Origin of the sequence: Promicromonospora sp. NPDC090134 (assembly GCF_044746965.1) — a bacterium.
In the GTDB taxonomy this organism is placed as follows: domain Bacteria; phylum Actinomycetota; class Actinomycetes; order Actinomycetales; family Cellulomonadaceae; genus Promicromonospora.
In genome coordinates, this window is record NZ_JBIVCZ010000008.1 from 225417 (window position 1) to 244975 (window position 19559).

At 73.8% G+C, this 19559-nt stretch carries 17 protein-coding genes; 10 read left to right on the forward strand and 7 right to left on the reverse strand.

Annotation, left to right across the window (positions count from 1 at the left end; all coding sequences use genetic code 11):
- Positions 1 to 5: 5 nt before the first annotated feature.
- From ACIPN7_RS21555 to ACIPN7_RS21565, 3 genes are all read right to left on the reverse strand, one after another.
- Entirely contained in the window at positions 6 to 620 is a 615-nt protein-coding gene (locus ACIPN7_RS21555) for a hypothetical protein (protein WP_400546999.1), read from the reverse strand.
- A gap of 64 nt (positions 621 to 684) precedes the next feature.
- Positions 685 to 2793 (reverse strand): DUF349 domain-containing protein, encoded by a 2109-nt coding sequence (locus tag ACIPN7_RS21560; RefSeq protein ID WP_400547002.1) that lies wholly within the window; start codon positions 2791 to 2793, stop codon positions 685 to 687.
- Positions 2790 to 3584 carry a peptidylprolyl isomerase gene (locus ACIPN7_RS21565; RefSeq protein ID WP_400547004.1) on the reverse strand — a complete coding sequence of 265 codons (795 nt, stop codon included), beginning with the start codon at positions 3582 to 3584 and terminating at the stop codon, positions 2790 to 2792. The genes ACIPN7_RS21560 and ACIPN7_RS21565 overlap by 4 nt, the downstream gene beginning before the upstream one ends.
- Before the next feature lie 204 nt (positions 3585 to 3788).
- Here ACIPN7_RS21565 and ACIPN7_RS21570 point away from each other — a divergent pair, with 204 nt between their 5' ends.
- The 3 genes from ACIPN7_RS21570 to hisS are packed head-to-tail and all read left to right on the forward strand — an operon-like array spanning position 3789 to position 6538.
- A complete protein-coding gene (locus ACIPN7_RS21570) occupies positions 3789 to 4451 on the forward strand; it encodes an MBL fold metallo-hydrolase (protein ID WP_400547006.1) in 663 nt (220 codons plus the stop codon).
- Entirely contained in the window at positions 4448 to 5128 is a 681-nt protein-coding gene (locus tag ACIPN7_RS21575) for a hypothetical protein (RefSeq protein ID WP_400547009.1), read from the forward strand. Before ACIPN7_RS21570 ends, ACIPN7_RS21575 begins: the two co-directional genes overlap by 4 nt.
- Before the next feature lie 30 nt (positions 5129 to 5158).
- On the forward strand, positions 5159 to 6538 hold the full coding sequence (gene hisS, locus ACIPN7_RS21580) for a histidine--tRNA ligase (protein ID WP_400547011.1): 1380 nt from the start codon (positions 5159 to 5161) through the stop codon (positions 6536 to 6538).
- 82 nt (positions 6539 to 6620) lie between these two features.
- On the opposite strand, the gene ACIPN7_RS21585 is transcribed toward hisS, so the two are convergent.
- The gene (locus tag ACIPN7_RS21585; RefSeq protein WP_400547014.1) at positions 6621 to 7772 is read right to left on the reverse strand and encodes an endonuclease; all 1152 of its coding nucleotides are present in this window, start codon (positions 7770 to 7772) and stop codon (positions 6621 to 6623) included.
- A 73-nt stretch (positions 7773 to 7845) separates the two neighbouring features.
- On the reverse strand, positions 7846 to 9234 hold the full coding sequence (locus ACIPN7_RS21590) for an SMI1/KNR4 family protein (RefSeq protein ID WP_400547017.1): 1389 nt from the start codon (positions 9232 to 9234) through the stop codon (positions 7846 to 7848).
- Positions 9235 to 9659: 425 nt separating this feature from the next.
- Between ACIPN7_RS21590 and ACIPN7_RS21595 the strand changes: the two genes are divergently transcribed.
- From ACIPN7_RS21595 to ACIPN7_RS21610, 4 genes are all read left to right on the forward strand, one after another.
- Positions 9660 to 10289 (forward strand): hypothetical protein, encoded by a 630-nt coding sequence (locus tag ACIPN7_RS21595; protein ID WP_400547020.1) that lies wholly within the window; start codon positions 9660 to 9662, stop codon positions 10287 to 10289.
- 65 nt (positions 10290 to 10354) lie between these two features.
- Positions 10355 to 11479, forward strand: a complete 1125-nt coding sequence (locus tag ACIPN7_RS21600; RefSeq protein WP_400547023.1) for an Rv2578c family radical SAM protein — start codon at positions 10355 to 10357, stop codon at positions 11477 to 11479.
- Positions 11479 to 12438: a phosphotransferase family protein gene (locus ACIPN7_RS21605; RefSeq protein WP_400547026.1), complete on the forward strand. Its 960-nt coding sequence runs from the start codon at positions 11479 to 11481 to the stop codon at positions 12436 to 12438. Before ACIPN7_RS21600 ends, ACIPN7_RS21605 begins: the two co-directional genes overlap by 1 nt.
- A gap of 51 nt (positions 12439 to 12489) precedes the next feature.
- On the forward strand, positions 12490 to 13128 hold the full coding sequence (locus ACIPN7_RS21610) for a GNAT family N-acetyltransferase (RefSeq protein WP_400547029.1): 639 nt from the start codon (positions 12490 to 12492) through the stop codon (positions 13126 to 13128).
- Between the two features lie 29 nt (positions 13129 to 13157).
- Here ACIPN7_RS21610 and ACIPN7_RS21615 read toward each other — a convergent pair whose 3' ends face one another.
- On the reverse strand, positions 13158 to 14372 hold the full coding sequence (locus ACIPN7_RS21615) for a pyridoxal phosphate-dependent aminotransferase (protein WP_400547032.1): 1215 nt from the start codon (positions 14370 to 14372) through the stop codon (positions 13158 to 13160).
- 189 nt (positions 14373 to 14561) lie between these two features.
- Between ACIPN7_RS21615 and ACIPN7_RS21620 the strand changes: the two genes are divergently transcribed.
- The 3 genes from ACIPN7_RS21620 to ACIPN7_RS21630 are packed head-to-tail and all read left to right on the forward strand — an operon-like array spanning position 14562 to position 19020.
- Entirely contained in the window at positions 14562 to 15530 is a 969-nt protein-coding gene (locus ACIPN7_RS21620; RefSeq protein WP_400547035.1) for a hypothetical protein, read from the forward strand.
- On the forward strand, positions 15527 to 17263 hold the full coding sequence (locus tag ACIPN7_RS21625; RefSeq protein WP_400547037.1) for a hypothetical protein: 1737 nt from the start codon (positions 15527 to 15529) through the stop codon (positions 17261 to 17263). Before ACIPN7_RS21620 ends, ACIPN7_RS21625 begins: the two co-directional genes overlap by 4 nt.
- Complete coding sequence (locus ACIPN7_RS21630; protein WP_400547040.1) at positions 17260 to 19020, forward strand: M16 family metallopeptidase; 1761 nt, start codon at positions 17260 to 17262, stop codon at positions 19018 to 19020. The genes ACIPN7_RS21625 and ACIPN7_RS21630 overlap by 4 nt, the downstream gene beginning before the upstream one ends.
- 21 nt (positions 19021 to 19041) lie before the next feature.
- Here the strand turns inward: ACIPN7_RS21630 and ACIPN7_RS21635 are convergent, their stop codons facing one another.
- A complete protein-coding gene (locus ACIPN7_RS21635) occupies positions 19042 to 19512 on the reverse strand; it encodes a PPOX class F420-dependent oxidoreductase (protein WP_400547043.1) in 471 nt (156 codons plus the stop codon).
- Between the last annotated feature and the right edge of the window lie 47 nt (positions 19513 to 19559).

Consider the following 19559-nt stretch of genomic DNA (forward strand, 5'->3'; position numbering starts at 1 on the left):
CGAACCTAGCCCGCCAGCAGCTCCCGCGCCGCAGAAAGGGCCCGGTGCGCCGCCGGCCGGCCGACCACGCGGGCCCGCCGGTCCAGGAGCGCGGTGGCCTGGCCCAGGTCCGTCCCTGCCCTCGCCAGGGCCACCAGGACGGGCACGGCGGCCTCCGGCGAGGCGGTGCAGGCGACGTCGACGGCGGTCCGCACCCGCCGGGTCACCGGCACCCCCGCGAGGTGCTCGGTGTCCCGCCCGAGACCCGGCGCACGCCGCGCGACCTGGCCGGGGCGCGGCACGGGCCGGTGGGTGTCGGGGGAGTAGGCCAGCTCGACCTGGGCGCCTTCCGGCCAGGCCGGCGCCGTCACGCCGTCGTACAGGCCCGTGTGGACCCACGCCGCCGTGGCGGCGCCCAGCACGCAGCGCGCGGGTACCTCGCGGGCGAGCGCCAGGGCGCGGTGCGCCGGGCCCACCACGGAACCCGCGGCGACCGCCGCGCCGTCGTGCAGCTCGACCAGCGCCCCCGCACGCCGCAGCTCGGCCCACGCCACCGGCCCGCCGACGTGCGCCGGGGTGACGAGGAGCGGCGGCGCCGTCGGCTCGGGGTCGAGCAGCGCGGCGAGGGACGGGAACAGCATGCGCAGAACCTACGCGCAGCGGGCCCGGTCGCGCAGAGCGCGACCGGGCCCGCTGTGGACAACCTCAGCCCCGGGAGTCCTCCGCGGCCTTGACGACCTGCTCCAGCCACGAGCGGCGAGCCGCCACGGCGGCCTCCAGCTCGGAGACCTTGCGCTTGTCGCCCTTGGCCTGAGCATCCGCGAGATCCGCCTCGAGACCCGCGATAGCGGACTCGAGCTGCGCCGCCGCACCCTCGGCGCGCGCACGCGTCTCCGGGTTGGTGCGCTTCCACTGCGCCTGGTCGGCGTCACGGACCGCGGTCTCGACCGCGCGCAGGCGGGCCTCGATGCGCTGGATGTCGCCGCGAGGGACCTTGCCGGCCTCCTCCCAGCGCTCCTGCAGGTTGCGCAGGGCGGCCTTGGCCTTGTTCAGGTCCTTGACCGGAAGCAGTGCCTCCGCCTCCTCCAGCAGGACCTCCTTGACCTTCAGGTTCTCGCCGTACTCCGCGTCGATGACGGCGTTCTCGGCGTCCCGGGCCTGGAAGAACCGGTCCTGCGCGGCCCGGAACCGGGCCCACAGCGCGTCGTCGTCCTTGCGGGACGCCCGGCCCGCCGCCTTCCAGCGCGTCATCAGGTCGCGGTACGCACCCGCGGTGTAGCCCCAGTCGGTGCTGTTCGACAGCGCCTCCGCCTCGGAGACCAGCTTCTCCTTCTCCGTCTTCGCGGCGCTGTTGCGCTGCTCCAGGTCGGCGAAGAAGTGCCGGCGCTCGCGGTCGAACGCCGTGCGGGCGTGGCTGAACCGCTTCCAGAGCGACTCCTCCGTGGGGCGGTCGATACGCGGCCCGGAGCGCTGGGCGTCCTTCCACCGGTCCAGGAGCGCGCGCAGCTCCTCGCCCGCCGGGCGCCACTGCATCTTGCTCGGGTCGGTCGCCGCGATCTTCTCGGCGGCCTCCACGATCGAGGTACGCGACGCGACGGCCTCGGCCTTGGCGGCGGAGCGTGCCTGCTCCAGGGCGGCGCGGCGCTCCGCGGCGCGACCCCGCAGGTCCTCGACCCGGGTCCGCAGGCCCGCCAGGTCGCCGACGGCGGCGGGCTCGGCGGTCTCCTCGCCGAGCTTCTGCAGCGTCTGGTCGATCTCGCGCACCGACAGGTCCGCGCTCTCCAGCCGGGCCTCGAACAGGCCCACCTTCGCGCTCAGGTCGAGGTAGCGGCGCACGTACAGCGCGAGCGCCTCCTCGGTGGTGACACCGGGGAACTGGCCCACGACGCGCTCGCCGTCGCCGTCGTTGACGTAGACGTTGCCCTCGTCGTCGACGCGGCCGAACTTCTCCGCCTCGGCGTGCGCGACCGCGTCGGCGGCGGCAGGCACCACGGGTGCGGGCGCCGTCGCCGGGGCGGACTGCGCCACGGGGGCCGACGGCGTGCCCGGCTTGGGTGCACGCGGCCGGGCGAGCGCGGCCGGCGAGGGGATCGCCGACGGCTTCGGGGTCGCGGGCTTCGGGGCGGGGGCAGCAGCCGCGGCGGGGGCCTCGGCCTCGGCGGCCGGAGCCTCCTCGGCGGGTGCCTCGGTCTCGGAGGGTGCCTCGGTCTCGGAGGGTGCCTCGTCCGCGGCGGCCTCTTCGGCGGGGGCCTCAGCCTCCGCGGCCGGAGCCTCTTCGCCGGCCGGAGCCTCTTCGCCGGCCGGGGCTTCCTCGGCAGCGGCCTCGGCCTCGGCAGCCGGAGCCTCCTCGGCGGGAGCGTCCTCGGCGGGCGCCTCGGCCTCGGGGGCAGGAGTCTCCTCGGCAGGAGCCTCGGTCGGAGCGGCGTCCTCCGCGGGTGCCTCGGCCTCCGCGGCGGGCGTCTCCGCGGCGGGAGCGTCCTCAGCGGGAGTCTCGGCCTCCGCGGCGGGCGTCTCCTCGGCGGGAGCGTCCTCCGCGGGAGCTTCAGCCTCCGCGGCGGGCGTCTCCTCGGCGGGAGCGTCCTCCGCGGGAACCTCGGCCTCGGCCACGGGAGCCTCCTCGGCGGCCGGCTCCGTCGCGGGGGCCTCGGGGGTCGCCTCGGCGGCGTCCTCCGTCGCGTCCGCCCCGGCGGCTGCCTCGGTCGCCTCGCTGACCGCCTCGGCGGGTGCCTCGGCTGCGGTCGGAGTCTCGGCCACGGGCTCGACGGGCGCGTCCTGCTGGACGGGCTCGGTCGAGCGAGAAGTGGGTTCGCTCACTGGGTCTCAACTCCTTCGATGGTGACCGGGGTGGCAGGCTCACCGTCTGGTGCACCGTCTACCGCGCCCGTGTCAGCGACTGCTTGGACAAAGTCCAGGCCGGATGTGATCTTGCCGAAGACCGTGTACCCGCCGGCTGTGTCGGAGGGGATGGTCGAATCCTCGTAGACGAGGAAGAACTGGGAGCCCATGGACTCGGCGTCGTCGCCGCGCCGCGCCATCGCGACGGTGCCGGCGGGGTAGAGGTCGTCCTCGGGGGCGTTCTCGATGGGCCCGAAGGAGTAGCCCGGGCTGCCGGAGCCCGTGAAGGTCGGGTCGCCGCACTGGAGCACGAAGATGCCCTGCGTCGTGAGGCGGTGGCAGCCGGTCCCGTCGAAGTACCCGCCCTGCGCGAGCGTCACGAAGCTGGCGACGGCCTGCGGCGCGGCCGCGCCGTCGAGCTCGAGCACGATGTCGGCGGTCGTGTCGCCCGAGCAGGCCTGCAGCGTGACGGTCCAGGTGCGGTCCTCGGCCACGGACGGGTCGGCGAGCTCGTAGGTGTCCCGCGCCTCCTCGACGCCGGCCGGGCAGGCTCCGGTGGCCGCGCCCGCCTCGGTGTCGTCGCCCGCCTCGGGCGCACCCGAGTTGACCAGCGCGGCGATCACGAAGGCGCCGACGAGCGCCAGCACCGTGAACAGTGCGACCAGGGTCCACAGGCGCTGCTTGTGCGCGCGCTTGGCCGCCTGCCGCTGCGTCCGCTTCTCGGCCTGCCTGGCCTGCTGCGCGCGCTGCCGCTGCTTGGTGGAAGCCACCGCGTTCCCTTCCCCGTGCTCTCTCGTGCTCGCCCCGACCCGGGGCGCGGTCACGCTCGACCGATTCACCTGATGGATCCGGGGCGAATCACCCCGTGCGGGGACAGTGTAGGCATCGGATGCCAGGTCATACTGTCTGAGCGCCGCCGGCGACGGGTGAAGAAGCCTCTGCCAGGGCCGACGCGAGCCGTTAGCGTGGGCCGCGTGGAGCTTCGTGTCGTGGTCGCGCCGGTCTTCGGGACCAACTGCTGTGTCGTGTCCGCGGGCGCGGACTGCGTGGTGGTGGACGCCGGCGCGGGGGTCGCCGACGCTGTCGGGCGCCTGCTCGACGACACCGGCCTGACGCCGCGCGCCGTCCTCGCCACGCACGGCCACGCCGACCACACCTGGGACGCCGGAGCCCTGTGCGCGCGGTACGGGATCCCGATGCGCCTGCACGAGGCCGACGCCTACCGCCTCGCCGACCCGTTCGGCACGCTCAGCCCCGCCCTGGAGACAGCGCTCGGGCTGCACCGCGACGACTACCGGGCGCCCGACCTGGTCGAGCCGTTCACCACGCCCGGCGGGTCCGCCGTGCTCACGTTCGGCGACGTCACGCTGCACGCCGTGCATGCGCCGGGCCACACCGAGGGGTCCACGCTCTACCGACTCGACGACGAGGTGGTGCTGACCGGCGACGTCCTGTTCGCCGGCTCCGTCGGCCGCACCGACCTGCACGGCGGCTCGGACCAGGAGATGGGCGCGACCCTGCGCGGCGTCGTGCGCGGCCTCGACCCGGCGCTCGCCGTCGTCCCCGGGCACGGGCCCGCCACCACGGTGGCCCGCGAGCTGGCGACCAACCCGTTCCTCGCCGGGGACGGCACGTGAGGGCGTACGTCGACACGCGCGCGGGGATGGCCGAGGACGGCTGGTCCGCCGCGTGGACGTTCGACCTGGCGCACTGGGGCACCTGCGGCCAGGGGCCCGACGACGCCGCCGCGCTGGCCGACCTCGCCGACCGGTGCGGGCTTGGGGCCGACGGCTCCGGGGCGGACTCGATCGACGTCGTCGAACGCGTGGTCCGGGCCGAGAGCGGGGACGAGACGGTGTTCGAGCGGGACCTGGCGCCGGCGTCGGACACGGAGCGCGGGGCGACGCTCGCGATCCTGGCCCGCACCAGGGCCAGGACGCTCGACCTGGTCCGGGCCGCCCCGCCGGGCGTGCTGGGCTACCGCGATCCCGGACGGCGGCTCCCGGCCTACGCCTCCTGGCACACGGTGGAACAGCTCGCGTTCCACATCGCGGACACCGAGTCGCGCTACTACCTGCCGCTGCTGGGGCTGCCCGCGCGGGAGCGGGCGGGCGACGTGGTGACGGAGCTCGAGGAGTCCGGCGCACACGTGCGGCGCGTGGTCTCCACGATGGCGCCTGACCTGTCCCGGGTCTGGCCCGAGCACGGGAGCTGGACCAGCGTGAAGGTGCTGCGCCGGCTGGCGTGGCACGAGCGCGGCGAGCTGGACGTGCTCGCCGGGCTGGTCGACCAGGCTGTGGAAAACCCGGGCTGACGGGTCGCCGCTCGTGGGAAGATCTGAGGCATGGCAAAGCCCACTCCTCTCTCCGGTTTCCCCGAATGGCTCCCTGACGGTCGCATCGTCGAGCAGCACGTCCTCGACACGCTGCGGCACACCTTCGAGCTGCACGGGTTCGCCGGGATCGAGACGCGGGCCGTGGAGCCGCTGGACCAGCTCCTGCGCAAGGGTGAGACCTCCAAGGAGGTCTACGTCCTGTCCCGCCTCCAGGAGGAGGACGGCGCCGCCCGCTCCGGCTCCGAGAAGCAGCTCGGCCTCCACTTCGACCTGACCGTCCCGTTCGCCCGCTACGTGCTGGAGAACGCCGGCCGCATCGCGTTCCCGTTCCGCCGCTACCAGATCCAGAAGGTGTGGCGCGGCGAGCGCCCGCAGGACGGCCGCTTCCGCGAGTTCGTCCAGGCCGACATCGACATCGTGGGCGCGGGCGAGCTGCCCTACCACTTCGAGGTCGAGGCGCCGCTGGTCATGGCCGAGGCGCTCGGCGCGCTGAGCGAGATCGGCCTGCCGCCGGTCCGCATCCTGGTGAACAACCGCCGGGTGGCTGAGGGCTTCTACCGCGGCGTCGGGCTGGACGACGTCGAGGGCGTGCTGCGCCAGATCGACAAGCTCGACAAGATCGGCCCGGGGAAGGTCTCCGAGCTGCTGGTGACCGAGTGCGGTGCCACCGACGACCAGGCCAAGGCCTGCCTCGCGCTCGCGTCGATCTCGGGGTCGGACGTCGGCGTGATCGACGAGGTGCGGGCGTTGGCCGAGTCCTATGGCGCCGTGACCGAGCTCCTGGAGACGGGCCTCGCCGAGCTGGGCGCGCTGATCGCCGCGGCGGCGCAGCGCGCGCCGGGCGTGGTCGTGGCCGACCTGAAGATCGCGCGCGGCCTCGACTACTACACCGGCTCGGTGTACGAGACGGTGCTGGTGGGGCACGAGCAGCTCGGTTCGGTCTGCTCGGGCGGCCGGTACGACACGCTCGCGTCCGACGGCAAGAACACCTACCCGGGTGTCGGCCTGTCGATCGGCGTCTCGCGCCTCGTCTCGCGGCTGCTGTCCGCCGGCCTGGTGGAGGCGACACGTTCGGTGCCGTCCGCCGTGCTGGTCGCGGTGGCGTCCGAGGAGGAGCGCGCGACGTCCGACGCCGTGGCCGCCGCGCTGCGCGCCCGGGACATCCCGGTGGAGGTCGCGCCGAGCGCCGCCAGGTTCGGCAAGCAGATCAAGTACGCCGACCGGCGCGGTATCCCGTTCGTCTGGTTCCCGGGCTCCGCGGGGGAGGACGGCGTCGTGGGCGCCGACCAGGTCAAGGACATCCGCTCCGGCGACCAGGTCGATGCCGACGCCGCGACGTGGGCCCCGCCGGTCGAGGACCGCTGGCCGCGGGTGGTCCCGCAGGGCTGACCGCCGGCCGGCCGGTGCCCCGCCGGCCGACCTGAACCTTGCGCACCCGCCTCGGATGACGAGGCGGGTGCGCACCCGCCGGTCACCAGATCGACTCGGCCCACTCCGGGTGGTCGATGAACGGGTTCCGGTTGTGCTGCCAGTCGTCGTAGATGATGTCGTTGCGACGGATCTCTGCCGCTGACACGGGGTCGGCGGCGTGCCAGGCGAGCAGTACGGAGATCTTCCCGTGCAACGGCACCGAGCCGTTCGAGGTCGACTCGTTCAGCTCCAGGTTCGGCCAGCCGTCATCGCCCTCGTACCTGATCGCCATGTAGAAGAGCGCGCGTGCGACGTCGCCCTTGAACTGGTCGGCGGGTTCGAACGAGTTGGAGTCGGTGAAGCAGTCCGGGCACTCGGAGACGGCCGAGCCGCCGTTGTCGAAGTCCTTGTTGCCCCGGGTCGAGTTCACGGTGACGTCAGTGGGCCGCAGGTGGTGCAGGTCGGTGCCCGGGCCGGTGGCCGTGCCGAAGTCGCCGTGGCTCTGGGCCCAGGTGTGCTCTCGGTTCCAGTCGTCGGGGTCGCCGCCGTTGAGCGTCTTCGAGATCGACTCGCCGGAGTAGAACTCGATGACGTTGTCCGGGTTGCTCGGGTCCTCGTCGGTCTCCTGGAGCGCGGTCCAGACGGTCGCGTAGCTCACGCCGGTGTGATCGTCGATGATGCCGTGCAGGGCCGAGCGCAGCGCTGTGCCGGTCCTGCCCGCCGCCGCGTCGTAGTAGCCGGTGGGGATCGCGCCGCCACCGCCACCCCCGCCGTTGCCGACGACGGCGAACGTGGTGCCGTCCTTGAGCCCCGGGTGGGCGAAGTACGACGTCAGGGCACCCGTGACGTCGAGCTGCCTGCCCATCAGGGCCGGGTTCGACGCGAGACCGAAGCTGCTACGGAATGCGGCGGGGATCTGGACGTAGACCATGCGCGAGGTGCTGCTCTCGCCAGGGGCGTCGGCCAGGGCAAGTGCGTAATCGTTCGGGAACCCGCTGGTGACGACTGTGCTGGTGGCAGTCGGTTGCCCGACGACATACCCGCGCACCGTTGCGGACGAGCCGTTCTGGGTGGCGATCGCCGACGCGACCGTGATCGGGGTGGCCGCCTGGCCGGACGCGGCCAGGCGGACCTGGGCTGCCGTGACCAGCACCAGGGTCAGGGCGAAGCACACCAGGGCGAGCGCCGTCGAACGCGCGGTCACTTTCTGCATTGCTCGACCGTAGCGGGGTAAATGATGGCAGTCATGGCTTATAGGTAAAATCTGCGCAAAAACAACTCGGGCGTCAGAGGTTGCCCTCGATCGTCACCGTGCGCAGGCCCTCGCCGCCCCACAGCCGGATGAGCGTGTCGTAGACCGCGTCGACCTCCGCCCGGTCGAGGTCGGACCCGGAGATCCCGGCGGCGAGCAGGGACTTGGGGACGGCATCTGCGGCGATCAGTGCCTGCCATTCGTCCAGGCCGATCTCGAGATACTCGAGGTGGTCGAGCCGCCCGATGACCAGGGGGTCGGCGACCGTGCCGGGCTCGGCGGTCACCGTGCGCAGCGCTGGGAGCCCGACGAGTGGAGAGAGGTCCGACGGTGCGGTGTCCCAGTGCCCGATCCCCAGTACCTCGAGCTCTTCGGTCGCGGCGGCCTCGACGGTCATGCCCTCGGCACTGTTGACCATCACCGCTGCGGGCGGTTCCGTGACGGTCTCGCCCTGAGGCGAGGCGTTTTCGCCGTGGAGCACGAGGTCGGTGATCGAGTCGGCCAGCAGCCAGGCGCCGACGTCGGACTCGTGGCTGAGGACGACGAGCTGGCCGACGTGGCCGGCGGGGCCCGGCGCCAGGTCGATGGCCACCCAGTCGCCGGTCCCCCCGAGGTCGCCGATCACGATCCACTCCGACGGGGCCACCAGGCCCTGGACCGGCGAGTCGGGCCAGGTGACCACGGCCTCGCGGGCGAGGAAGTCGAAGGGCAGGCCCTTGCGGACGTCAGCCACTGAGGCGCGTTCGATGCCGTCCGTCTCGAACTGCTCGATCCCACCGAGCGCGGTGGTGTCCCGCTCGTAGCGGTCGTCCTCGCCGTACGGGCCGTAGTCGCCGTACTTCGCCCGCGTCACGGTCAGCACCGCGCGCAGCTCGGGCGGCAGCGGCATGCCGAGCCGCTTCTCCAGGGCGGTGAGCTCCTGCTCGGTGGCCCCGACCGCGTCGGGCATCCGTTCGCGCAGCACCCGTTCCAGCAGCTCGGGGTCGGCCGACGGGGCCGGCCCGCGTCCTGGGTATGTCCGGGGCTCGCGCCGGACGGGCTCGGGCACCGCGCCGTCGACCAGGACCACATGCCCGGCGGTGTTCGACCCGAAGGCACGGTGGACCTTCGTGGTCGGCGACTCGGCTGCCGGCGTCACGACGGTGTGTCCGTCCGGCGCGAACCGGACCGAGAAGCTGATCGAGCTCCTGCCGGCATCCTTGAGCGCTGAGCTCAGCGGCTCGGTCGCGTCCATGAGCGCCAGGGTGTACTCGGACTCGTCGGAGGTCTTCGCCAGGGGGAGGCTGAAGGCCCCCGGACCGTAGTCGCCGGACCACGCGCACAGCTCCGGATGCTCGGCCCTGACGAGCTTCAGCATGGGTGCCCACGTCTCGAAGGCGTACAGCGCCGCGTCCTCGGGTGCGGTGCGAGCCGGTGCCGGCACGGATAACCCTTCTTGGCGGTCGGCTGCCGCCGGTGTCGGGGTGCAGTCCTCGGTGCTGCTGTGGCTCGCTCGGCCCGCCGACGGGCCGAGCAGGTGGATGATCACGATCGCGGCTCCTGCAGCGGCCACGAGGCAGGCCGTGACGGCAGAACCTTTGAGTCCGGCCTTTCGTTCTGGCCAGCCCTCTCGACGCGTGATCACCGGGGCAACCTACCCGAACGGGTTCGCTCCGATCGCGGGCCGCCCGGCTCGACGTCAGCCCGGTGGCGCGAGGGTGACCCAGTGGGTGAACTGGAGCAGGTTGTCCGGTTTGCCCGGAGTCCTGAACGTGCCTTCGGATAGCCTCGCGTCGGGTCGATGAGACCCGGTATGTGAACGACGCCGCCGGCCGCCTCTCGGCCCACGGCGGGCCGAGGGGACAGCCGATGACAGGTTCGGGACGCGTCGACGACGGGGTGCTCGGCGAGCACTGGGAGCAGTCGCTCGTCGGGGTGACGGGCGTGCCCGGCGCGGCGCCGATGAGACGACGTCGCATCCGGGCTGCCGGAAGGCTGGTCCGGACGCGGTGGGCGCGGAACCCGCACCGCACGGTGCGCGAGCACGCGGACGCCCCGGACGACAACCGGCTGCACGCGCCGCGCCGGGTATGCCGCCGGTTCTCCGCGCCTGCCATCGTGCTCGGCGCGAGCCTGGCGGGGTCCACCGCGGTGCTCGCGCTCAGCCCGGTCGAGGCCGAGCACGTCGTGCTCGTCTGCCCGGCCGGCGTGTCCGTCGGCTGGGTGGACCAGTACCGCGACGTCCTCGGCCTGCGCCTGCCGGACCCGCGGGACCACCTCGCGGTCACGGCGCCGGCTGGCTCGGCCGTGGCGGTGACCTTCACCGACGCCACTGGTACCGCCTACCCGACCGTCCGCGACGCCGTCCCCGGCGACGGCATCCTGACCGTGGAGCCGCCGCGCGCCCTGTCCGCGGCCGAGCGCGCGCAGTGGCGCGTCGCGGCCGTCGTGTCGGCCGACGGGGTCCCGGCGGCGACGTGCGAGGCGCCGCTGCCCTGACGGGCTGTTCCGGGTGAGCCTGTGGACAGCTTGACGTCTCCTCGAACGAGTGTTCGAATCGGGTCATGCGTTGGAACGGTCAGGCAATCTCGAACGACGACGGCGCGCTGCCCGGGCTGGAACTACCCGGTCTGCGCGGCGCCGGGCTCCTGCGCACCGTCCGGTCACCCGAGTTCGCGGGCGTGACCTTCCACGAGGTGCTCGCCAAGAGCGCGCTGTCGAAGGTGCCGGCGGCGTCCCAGATGCCGTTCCGCTGGACGGTGAACCCGTACCGCGGATGCAGTCATGCCTGTTATTACTGCTTTGCCCGAAATACCCACGAATATCTCGACCTCGACGCCGGACACGACTTCGACTCCCAGGTGGTCGTCAAGGTCAACGCCGACCAGGTGCTGCGAGCCGAGCTGGCCAAGCGCACCTGGACCCATGAGGCCGTCGCACTCGGCACCAACACCGACCCGTACCAGCGGGCCGAGGGCCGCTACCGGCTCATGCCGGGCATCATCTCGGCGCTCGCGGACTCGGGCACGCCGTTCTCCATCCTGACCAAGGGCACGCTGCTCCGGCGCGACCTGCCGTTGCTCGTCGAGGCCGCGCAGAAGGTCGACATCGGCCTCGGCGTCTCGCTCGCGTTCGCCGACACGCCGTCGGGCAGGGAACTGCAGCAGGCCGTCGAGCCCGGCACCCCCACGCCGAAGGCCCGCCTCGACCTGATCCGCGCGATCCGGGCGGCGGGCCTGCCGTGCGGCGTGATGGTGGCACCGGTGCTGCCGTGGCTGACCGACTCCCTCGCGCACCTCGAACGGCTGCTCGACAACCTGGTCGAGGCCGGCGCGACCGGCGTCACCGTGCTGCCGCTGCACCTGCGACCCGGCGCCCGCGAGTGGTACCTCGGCTGGCTCGCACGGGACCACCCGCACCTCGTCGACGGCTACGGCCGCGTCTACGCGCGGGGCGCCTACGCGCACCGGGGCTACCGCGACTGGCTCTGGGAGCGGGTACGTCCCCTGATCCGCGAGCGCGGGCTGGGCGGGGCCGCGATGCATCGGACGCGCGACGTGTCCGGGGACCTGTCCGGCGACCAGCACGCCGAGGGGGACTACCCGCGCGGTGCGTTCACCGGGGTGCGGTCCGACGGCGCCGGCGCGGCATCCATCGGCGCGGACGTCGGGAACGAGACCCTCTTCTGATGCAGCCCCCGACCCCGCGCGTCGACCCGCGCCTGCCCGGCCATCTCCTGGAGCCGCTGACGGGCGGGTGGTCGGGGGAGACGTTCCTCGCGACCCCGTCGCCCGCGGCGAGGGGAGGGGACCGGCTCGTGGTCCGGTTCTTCGCCGACGCGCGGCACGCCCCGGACGCCGCGCGGATCCAGGCGGCGCTGCTCGACCGGGTCCGCGCCGTCCTTCCGGTCCCGGCCGTCCGCGAGGTGCACGACGGCGACAGTGCGCTGCCCGGGCTGCTGGTCACGGAACTGCTGCCGGGGGAGCGCGGCGACCTGGTGCTCGCGCGCCTCGTCGCGGAAGACCGGGAGGGCGGGCGCCGAGCCGTCGCGCTCCGCGCCCTGGGCACCGGGCTCGGCCGGGCCGCGGGAACGCTCGCCGCGACGCCGATGCCGCGGACCGGGCTGTTTGCCGGCGCGGACCTGCGGATCGACCCGTTCGACCTCTGGCTGCCCGACTGGGTCGACGCCCACGCGCCCGGCCTGGTCGGCGGCGGCTGGTCCGACAGCGAGGTCGCCGGCCTGCGGAAGGTCGCCGAGCGGGCCGCCGTCGACCTGGAGGGGGCCGCGCCGTGCCTGGTGCACAGCGACCTGAACCCCAAGAACGTGCTGGTCGACCCGGCCACGCTCCAGGTCACGGGCGTGCTCGACTGGGAGTTCGCGCACGCGGGCCACCCGGCCACGGACCTGGGCAACCTGCTGCGGTTCGACCGGGAGCCGCCCTACGTCGAGGGCGTCCTGGACGGGTGGTCCGAAGCCGTCGGCGCGGGCGGCCCCGACCGGCGACGTGCCGTCCATCTCGCCCGGTCCGCCGACCTGGTCGCCCTGGTCGAGCTCGCCGCCCGCGCGGAGACGAACCCGGTGGTGCACCAGGCGCGGGCCCACCTGAGCGCCATCGCCCGTACCGGCGACGTCCAGGCCACCCCGTGACCGGTCGCACCGCGGACCGTTCGTGGCCCGGCGGGAACCTATCGTGCTGGCATGGCTGAACTCGCCCCGTACACGATCACCCCGGGCACCCTGGCGGAGCTGGCGCAGCCCACGCTGCCCCTGACGGACGGCGCAACGATGCGTCCCTGGCGTGACACGGACGCCGTCGCCCTCCAGGCCGCCTACGCGGATCCCGACATCCAGCGCTGGCACGTGCGCCGGATCGACTCGCCGGACGAGGCGCGCGGGATGATCGCGGGCTGGCAGCGGGCCTGGGCGCAGGAGCGTCGCCTCGAGTGGGCGGTCGCCGCAGCCGACGGGACACTGCTCGGGCGGCTGGCGCTCAAGGACCTCGAGCTGTTCGACGGCGTCGCCGAGATCGCCTACTGGACCGTCCCGGCCGCCCGGGGCCGGGGCGTGGCGCCGCAGGCGGTCACGGCGTCGAGCGCCTGGGCGTTCGACGCCGGGTTCCGGCGGCTGGAGCTGGAGCACTCGACGTTGAACCCGGCGTCCTGCCGCGTCGCGGAGAAGGCCGGGTTCGTCTGGGAGGGGACCCGGCGCGGTGCCGCCCGGCACGCGGACGGGCACCACGACATGCACGTCCACGCCCGGCTGGCCGGCGCCGAGGGCGCTCTCCCTCTCGAGACCTCAGTTTCTTCGCTGTGCGGCCCCGCAAGGCGAAGAAACTGAGGTCTCAAAGGGGAGGTCGGCCGCGAGCGTCAGGCCCGCTCTTCCTCCAGGTACTCCGCGATGCGGCCGATAGCCTCGGTGAGCACGTCGACGTCGGGCAGCGTCACCAGGCGGAAGTGGTCGGGCTCGGGCCAGTTGAAGCCCGTCCCGTGCGTCACCAGGATCTTCTTGGCCCGCAGCAGGCCGATCACGAAGGCCTCGTCGTCCTTGATCGGGTACATCTCCGGGTCCAGGCGCGGGAAGCAGTACAGGGCGCCGCGCGGGCGCACCGAGGTCACGCCCGGGATCTCGTTGAGCAGCTTGTCCGCGAGCATGGCCTGCTCGTAGAACCGGCCGCCGGGCTGCACCAGGTGGTCGATCGACTGGTAGCCGCCCAGCGCCGTCTGGATGGCGTGCTGCGCCGGCACGTTGGCGCACATGCGCATGTTCGAGACGAGGGTCAGGCCCTCGATGAAGTCGGTCGCGCGGTGCTTCGGGCCGGAGATCATGGCCCAGCCCGACCGGTAGCCGCAGATCCGGTACGCCTTGGACAGTCCGCTGAACGTGATGCACAGGACGTCGTCGGCGGCGAACGTCGCGGTGTGGTGGTGGGTGGCGCCGTCGAACAGGATCTTCTCGTAGATCTCGTCGCTCAGGAGCACCAGGTCGTGCTTGCGCGCCAGCTCCGCCAGTCCCTTGACCGTGCTCTCGCTGTACACCGCGCCCGTCGGGTTGTTCGGGTTGATGATCACCAGCGCGCGCGTGGCGGGTGTGATGCGGGACTCGATGTCCTCCAGGTCCGGGTTCCACCCGTTGGACTCGTCGCAGCGGTAGTGCACCGGCGTGCCGCCCTGCAGGCTCACGGCCCCGGTCCACAGCGGGTAGTCCGGCGCCGGGACCAGCACCTCGTCGCCGTCGTCGGTCAGGGCCTGCAGCACCATGCTGATCATCTCGGAGACGCCGTTGCCGATGTAGACGTCGTCCACGTGCGTGTCGATGCCGTGCGACTGGTAGTAGTGCGCCACGGCCGTGCGCGCCGAGTAGATGCCGCGGCTGTCGCTGTACCCCTGCGCCTGCGGCAGGTGGTGGATCATGTCCGCCAGGATCGCCTCGGGCGCCTCGAACCCGAACGGCGCGGGGTTGCCGATGTTCAGCTTGAGGATCTTGTGACCCTCGGCCTCCAGCCGGTACGCCTCCTCCAGGATCGGACCCCGGACGTCGTACCGGACGGACTTCAGCTTGCGGCTCTGCCTGATCTCTCGCACCCGCTCATGTTCGCAGGTCCGGTGCCGTGCCCGCGCACCCTCGCTCCGGGGCGAGATGACCGTTCCGAGTGCTTTCGGGAAGTTCACCCGGGTCGTGGCCCGTTTTCGCCCGGGCGGCGCCCGCGGCGCCAGTAATCTCCGGTCGGGCACCGACGCCCCCCAGGATCTCGACCCCCGGACAGGTAACCGATGGCCACCACACGCGACGCGGCGCCGACCGCGACCTTCTTCGACCCGCTGGCCCACGTGCCCGACGGCGCCGCCCTGCGGGCGGCCCGGGACGCGCGCGACCCGGCGGCGGCGCTCGCCGTCGTCCGCGGGCTCATCGCACCGGACGACGTCATCGCCGCGCTGTGGGCGATCTGTGGCGACGCCTCCGAGGAGGATCACCTCCCGCTCACTGCGGCGATCGACGCGGCCGACGACGGCACGCCGCTCACCCGGACGCTGCGCGCGTTGCGCTACGTCGTGGTCGGCTGGTCGATCCGCTCGCACGCCCGCGCGGAGCACGTCTCGGCGAACCAGTTCGAGCAGTTCCACGACTGGCTGCGGCGGGCCGAACGGCTGCTGTTCGACGTGTGCGCGGAGCACCCCGGGTTCGTGCCCGCCTGGGAGGCCCGGATCACGACGGCCCGTGGCCTGGAGCTGGGGCACGGCGAGGCACGCCGTCGGTACGACCGCCTCGCCGCGCTCGACCCGCGGGTGTTCGCGGCGCAGCAGGTGTACCTCCAGCAGATCCTGCCCAAGTGGAGCGGGTCGTGGGAGGAGACGTCGCGGTTCGTCGCCGAGTGCGCAGACGGCGCGGCCCCCGGGGCGCTCGGCCCGGCCCTCGTCGTCGACCTCGCGATCGAGCGGTACGTCGACGGCGAGAAGGCCACTCCGCCCGAGATGATCGACCGGGTCCGCGGCGTGGCCGCGAGCACGGTGCTGCACCCCGACCACGTCCGCACGGCGGCGACGGCGACGGTGCACGCGAACCTCGCGCTGTTCTTCTCGCTCGCCGAGCTGCCCGCCGAGGCGCGGCCGCACTTCGAGGCGCTCGGTGACGTCCCGGTCCAGGGTATGTGGGGCTACTACGAGCCCGGGGCCGAGCGGCTGTACCGCAAGCACCGCGACACGGCCGCGAAGGCGGCCGCACGCTCGGGCGCGCGAGCATGACCGCCCTGACGCTCCCGGACCTGGCGGACTTCCCGGGCGTCACCGCGACCGAGGTCGACGGGGTACCGGTCCTGCTCGCGCCCCGGGAGGGGAACGTCGGTGCGGGGATCGTGTTCCGGGTCGGCTCGGCGGACGAGACGCTGGCCCTCACGGGCATCACACACCTGATCGAGCACCTCGCCCTGCGCACCCAGGTGCTCAGCGAGGCGCACCTGAACGGGCAGACCCGCTCCGACGTGACGCTCTTCCACGTGGCCGGTACCGCGGGCGACGTCGTGAGCTACCTCAACGACGTGTGCGCGTCGCTGCGTGACCTGCCGCTCGACCGGTTCGAGACCGAGAAGGACATCCTGCGCTCCGAGGGCGACGGGCGGAACCCGGGAGTCGTCGGCCGCCTGAGGCTGAACCGGCACGGTGCCCGCGACCACGGGCTCGTGGGGTACGGCGAGCGCGGGCTCGACCGGATCACCGCCGACGAGGTGCGCAGCTGGGCGGACACGTGGTTCACGCGGGAGAACGCCGTCGCCTGGATCACCGCCGACGCGGTGCCGGAGGGTCTCGACCTGACGCTGCCCTCCGGGCGGCGCATGTCTCCGCCCGCGGTCAGCGACGTGCTCCACGGCACCCCGGCCTCTCTGGGCGGCCTGCGGGACGGCGTCGCGCTCGACGCGCTGGTGACCCGCGGGGCCGCCGCGGACGTGGCGACCCACGTGATCCGCGAGGTCCTGCACCGTGACCTGCGCCGGGACGCCGACATCGCGACGACGGCGGACGTGTCCCACGACGCCCTGGACGCCGAACGGGCGCGGCTGTCGGTGGTGGTCCAGGCCGAGGGCCGCCCGGACGCCGCGGTCGGCGGCCTCGCCGACGCGCTGAACGGGCTCCGCTTCCACGTCGCGCACGACGACCTGGCCGAGGCGCGGGCCGCTGTGGCCGAGGAGCTGGCCCAGGTCGCGGCGGCGCCACCGGCCGACCTGCTGCCGTCGCTGGCCTACCGGACGGTCACCGGGCGCCCGCACGAGGGGCCCGCGCGGATCGCCGCCCGCGTCGAGCAGGTCACCGCGGACGACGTCCGCGGCGTCGCCCGCGAGCTGTGGGGCAGCGCCCTCTGGTACGGGCCGGGAGCCCTCGACTGGGCGGGGATCGTCCCCGCCCCGGAATGGTCGCAGGGGACCATCCACGGGCGGACGTTCGCGCGGATCGATGCCCCCGACGTCTCGCTCGTCCTCGCCGTCGACGGCGTCGGCCTGGTCACCTCCCGCGGCACCGTCGTGGTCCGGTTCGCGAGCTGCGTGCTGCTGGAGACCGTGCCCGACGGCGCACGGGTGCTCACCGGCGCCGACGGGTTCCGGGTGGTGATCGAACCGACGCTGTACGAGGGCCTGACCGCCGAGGCCGTCGCGGAGCACGTGGACGCGCACGTGCCCGCCGACGTCGTCGTGCACCTGCCGGGGCGCGACCCGGGCGACATCCCGGTGCCGCGACCCAGCTCGCCCGAGAAGCCGACGAAACGGCAGCGGGCGACGAAGGACGCCGGGCCGCGCTCGGTCCCCGCGACGGTGGCCCTCGTCGTGGGCCTGTGGGTCGCCGGGCTGCTCGTCCTCGGTGGCGGCCAGGTGCTGCTGCGGGAGGTCTTCGACGTCGACCTCTCGTTGGGCTTCCTGCCCGTGCTCGCCCTCGGCTGGGCGACGTTCGGGCTGATCAAGAAGCGACACCCGAAGGAGCGCCGATGACCGCGACCACCCCGACCCGTGCCCGTGTGCTCTACGCGCAGCGGCCCGGCCGCACCGTGGGGGGCCTCGTGTTCCGCGTCGGGTACGCCGACGAGACCCTGCCGACCAGCGGGACCACCGCCCTGGTGGTCGCCCTCGCCCTGCGCGCGGTGGAACGGCCCGGCCTCGACATCTCCGCCTCGGTGGGCCCCACCGTCACCCACGTCCAGGTGAGCGCCGCCGACGAGCGGGTCCGCAGCACGCTCCGTGAGCTCTCCCTGGCTCTCGCCGACCTGCCGGTACGGCACCGGGCGACCGAGACCCGGGCGCTGGAGGAGCGCACCGACGACGGCGCGGTGCAGCCCTGGCGGTTCGGGCTCCGGGCCTACGGCCTCGGGCCCAGCCAGTTCCTGGGGCTGCACAGGGTGACGGACGACGAGCTGCGCGGCTGGGCGCGGGACCGGTTCGCCGCGGCCAACGCCGTCGTGTGGGTCACCGGCGAGACCGCCCCCGACCTGGACCTCGCCCTGCCCGCCGGTCCGACCGGCACGACGCTGCCGCCGCCCGAGGTCGTCGGGCCGGCGGCCCCGCTCCCGGCCGAGGCGCTTGCCGGCGGCTCGCGGGTCCTGTGGGACGCCGTCGTGCCCGACACCCCGGCGCTGACGGTTCTCGCCGAGGTCGCCCGACGGGCGTTGTTCCAGGGGCTGCGGCAGGACCGCGGCTGGACGTACGACGTGTCCGCCGTGATCGGGACGCTCGACGGGCGCCAGGCCAGCCTCCAGATCGCCGCCGGGCTCCGGCCCGAGACCGCCGCTCAGGCGACCGGCGAGTTCCTGGACACGCTCGGACGGCTGCGGTTCGCGGTGGCCGACGACGAGCTGCAGTCGGCGCGCGCCCACCTGCTGGCGGCGTACGAGGAACCGCACCAGGACGCCATGTGGCTCCACGACGACGCCGTGCTGACCCTGCTCGGCCGGCCCGTCCCCGCACCGGCCGAGCGCCGGTCCGCCGTGGCGCGGGTGACCGTCGAGGACGTCCGTGAACTGGCCCGCCAGGTCTGGGACTCCGGCCTGCTGGTGACGCCGGTCGGGTCCGGCTGGGCGGGGACCGAGGTGCTCCGGACCGGGGCGGGCGAACCGCTCCCCGGCAAGGCCTTCGAGCGCGTCGACGTGGACGCGACCATCAGGGTGGGGGAGGACGGCGTCACGCTCCGCGACGGGCGGCGCACCACCACCGTCCGGTTCGACGAGACGGCTGCCCTGGTCGCCTACCCGGACGGCGGGCGGCTCCTGGTCGGCCTGGACGGAGCGCGCGTCCCGTTCGAACCGACGCTGCACGACGACCTGCGCGTCACGGACCTCGGCCGGCTCGTGGACGAGCACGTGGACGCCGCCCTCGTCGTGCCCGTGCCCCGACCGGCGGCCCCCGGGCGCCCGGACCAGGAGGTGATCAAGCAGGCGAGCCAGGCCCGTGCGGCCCGGGAGGTGGACGAGGACGGCCTCGGGCGCACCACCGGTCTGCTCGCCCTCGCGGTCGGGAAGGTCGTGGTCGTCCTCGCCCTGGTCCTCGTGCTGCTCGCCGCGATCGGCGGCACGCTCTTCTCCGGCGCCGTCGCCCTGGGCGAGGTGGGTGCCTGGCTCGACGGCGACGGGACCTGGGACACGCTCGCCGTCGTGATCCCGACCGGCCTCGTCAGTGCCGGCGTGACCTGGCTGTCCTACCGGGGGATCCTGCGCCTCGGCGGCGAGGACAAGGACAAGAACGAGGCCGCCGGCTGACGCCCGGCGGCGACAGGCGGGTCAGCCCTCGGCGAGACGCGCCGGGAACCCGCCCGTCGCCACCGGGCCCCACCGCTCGATGGTGATCCGCACGAGCGACTTGCCCTGCTCGACCATCGCCGCGCGGTACTCGTCCCAGTCCGGGTGCTCCTTGCCGGCCGCCGCGCGGAAGTAGTCGACCAGCGGCTCCACCGACTCCGGGACGTCCAGCACCTCGGCCGTGCCGTCCACCTGCACCCAGGCGCCGCCGAAGTCCTCGCCGAGCGCCAGGAACGACGCTGCGGGCCGCGCCCTCAGGTTCCGCGCCTTGGCCCGCTCCGGGTACGTCGAGACGACGACGCGGCCCTGCGGGTCCACACCGTACGTCACGGGGCTGAGCTGCGGGGCGCCGTCGGCCCTGCTGGTCACGAGGATCCCGTCGCGGCGCGAGCGCAGGAACTCCAGCAGCTCGTCCCGGGACACGGTCGTGTTGGTCGCGATAGTCCTGGCCATGGGCGTCAGGCTACGCGCCACGGCGCCCACCACGGCCGGGCGGCGCC